At 41.1% G+C, this 3,062-nt stretch carries 2 protein-coding genes; one reads left to right on the forward strand and one right to left on the reverse strand.

The features are described 5' to 3' along the window. Positions 1–1,164, forward strand: a 1,164-nt coding sequence (locus tag VIN08_RS00235) for a tyrosine-type recombinase/integrase (protein ID WP_331958446.1), incomplete at its 5' end; no start/stop codon positions are given. Positions 1,165–1,694: 530 nt separating this feature from the next. Here the strand turns inward: VIN08_RS00235 and VIN08_RS00240 are convergent. Next, positions 1,695–2,075, reverse strand: a complete 381-nt coding sequence (locus tag VIN08_RS00240; RefSeq protein ID WP_331958449.1) for a response regulator — start codon at positions 2,073–2,075, stop codon at positions 1,695–1,697. Between the last annotated feature and the right edge of the window lie 987 nt (positions 2,076–3,062).

The following is a 3,062-nucleotide window of genomic DNA, read 5'->3' on the forward strand; positions in this document are numbered from 1 at the left end:
AGAGAAAAAGAACTCAGCAACGGAAAAGTGTCCTTGTATTTGGATATTTATCATAACAAGAAAAGACACTACGAATTTCTTGACATTTGTGTAAACCGGAAGAAGCCTACCGCCGAGGACTCGGAGAAGTATAAACTTGCTCAGGACATTCGAGCCGAGCGCGAACATGACTATATAGTCAATACGCACGCACTGGTAGACAAGAAAAAAAGCCGGAAAGATTTTGTTGAGTTTGTTACCGAACATTTGGCCAAGAAAGCCTTCAACAACCAGCGGACAGCCACACTGTATCAACTTCGGAAGTTTGTTGGAAAAAAATCGATTCCTATTGCGGCGGTAAATCTGGAATGGCTCAAAGACTTAGAGCAATTCATGCTACAATCGGTCACAGTCAACTCTGTATTAACTTATATGCAGAACATCAACGGCGCACTGAATGCTCTTGTAAGAAGCGGCGTGATCGCGCGCAATCCGTGGCATGAGGTTCCCTTTCATGAACGGCTGAAGAAAACCGAACCGCCCCGTACTGCTTGGACGATTGACCAGCTTCAGCTTCTGGCGAACACCCCCTGCAAGATCAAACACCAGTTCAAACTTGTCTATCTGTTTTCCTGCTTCACAGGCCTGCGCTGGGGTGATGCCAACCAGATTCAATGGTCAAATATTATCAAGCGCAAAGAAAACAGGAAGAATGACAAGGGAGAAGATTATGTACATGAACAATGGTTTATTCACTTCAAGCAGAATAAGACCAGCTCAGTAGAATTTTTACCACTGACCGCTCAGGCGGTCAGTATTCTCAAAGAGCGTGAAGCTGCGGGTGGTCAAAATAGTATATATATATTTCCGGAGGCCAAAGAGAAAAACCGGAAGACGAATCTTGTTCACCGGCAGGTTGATCATGCGATAAAAAAATGGGCAAAGGCAGCCGGGTTAAATGAAAAGAAGATGCGCTTTCATACGGCCCGCCATACGTATGCCACCAACATGCTTGAAGCTACCAACGATCTTTATATAGTCTCCAAGCTACTGGGCCATAAGCATGTGAGGACTACACAAATCTATGCGCAGGTACGGGACAAGATGAAGCAGCAGGCAATTGACTCTTTTTCGAAGATTAATTTTAATTTCGGAAGTGATACGCAAGGCCAGCAGGCCGCCTGACCTAACCGTGTAAACGCATGTGCAGGGCTGCCCGACAACGGGCAGCCTTTTCAATTTGCAATACTAACATCATTGATTTTAATGATCTTTGTCAATGTATGGATAGTGCTGAATTTTGAACTTCGTAAAATGACGCATAGGCATGCGAATTGTTGTTACAATATTCAATAATGATCTTGACCGGAAGGCGGCTGTCAAGGCGGAGATAAATAAACTCTGCGATACAAAAGAAATTGTTGATGCCTGTCTGTACATACCTAGAACCGGGATGCTAGCAGTATTTATTAAATTACTCGCTGCAAACAATATTCAGTATTATTTCGGAGTCCATTTGAGCCGTCCAAGGTCCGAATAAGCAATTTGACGTGTGTCCCTTTTGTCCAGCCGGATTATCAAGGTTATTTTTATCAACTCTCGTAAGATGAAAAGGTTGGCCTTCTTCGGTGTCTGTCGGTTTTAAAAGGCGTAGCAAAAGAGCCAAGCCATTATATATATTACTGACAACGTCTGATTGCTTTTTAGGCAAAAAATTAAAACGTCAGAATCTCCCGCAGGTCTTTTTCCAAAAGCGGTTTGGTTAAGAAGCGATTAACGCCCAGTTGTTTGGCCCTATGCACATCGTCAGGATTTTGAGAGGATGTAAGAACAATAATTCTTATAGTTTCCTTATTAGGAATATTATATGCTGCAAAGTGCTCCAAAAACTCGAAGCCATCCATCACAGGCATATTTAAATCCAAAAGTATAATATCAGGAGTCAAATTAGAGTGAGCGTAGTATTGTTTAAAAAGCGCCAACGCGTCCTCTCCATTGGCAGCTATTCGAACATTCACGTTTCCTATTTTCTCAAGCAGTTTCGAGCTTACGAAGGTGCAGACGGTGTCATCGTCTACCAAAAGTATATTTCTCATAGCCGACAACGTTTATTATAGCTGAAGAACTATATAAATATAATGAGAAATTACCTGGGGTATATCATTCGCCCTTGTAAAAGAAAGTAGCCCTTCATTAAGGTAAGTATTCTTATCATAGCTGTTGTATGTTTACACCTCGATTCTGACAGAGAAACTGTTCTCATTTTTACAGGCACATTTCATTTACGCGTAGAAGGTAAGGCTTGGTCTTGTTTCAAAGGCAATGAAAAAATATGTGGCCATATTTTGCCAATGTGGCCAAAAAAATACTTTTCGACCCAAAAAAAACTAATTGACCCACTTTTATCCAATGTGGCCATATCTGGGTACTTGCGCCATTCAACTGTTGTATCTATGTACCGGTGATCGGAAAGTCAAAGCATGCTAAACGGAGCTGCTAATTTGTATGGCTAAAAATTTCCATTGTAGTACGACTTATTGCCAATCAGATACTGAACCTGATACCCGCAAGATGTCATGGGTGTACCTTGATTCATCGATTGCAGGCTTTGCATGTTACATAGTATTACTAACGGCGGCAAGCGATAAAAGAAAGCGGATAAAAAGTTTTAAGGCTACATCTGTAGCCTTAAAAAAATGTTGCTCCAATTTGCAAGTGTTGTCGAAGTTGGGCGAAGTTGGTCGGAATTCTGCAAATGTTGCTTAAACCGGTCAGCCAGCATTTTTGAGTGTTGTATGTTTGGGATGCTGTATAGAACAGATTACTGCAATGAGTAAGTGCATATCGAATTCGATAGTGAGTACATGAGTATATATAGAGGTTGAATTTCGCGATTTACTTATGTTACTCAGGGCAATTGAAAAATCTAGTGTATATATTTTAAAAAAATGGCGATGAAAAAATGCAAAGTGATAAGTAAAGGTACATCAGGCATCAGGAATTGTGGCAATATATTTCCCATTGTGTCAATATCTTTCCCATTGTGTCAAAATGTTTCCATTGTGTCAAAATTGCGTCCTGGA

Source organism: Ohtaekwangia sp., from assembly GCF_036568665.1.
Classification (GTDB): domain Bacteria; phylum Bacteroidota; class Bacteroidia; order Cytophagales; family Cyclobacteriaceae; genus Ohtaekwangia.

Excerpts from the sequence above, each read along its gene's own strand:
- VIN08_RS00240 (WP_331958449.1), bottom strand. The coding sequence starts at position 2,075 with ATGAGAAATATACTTTTGGTAGACGATGACACCGTCTGCACCTTCGTA.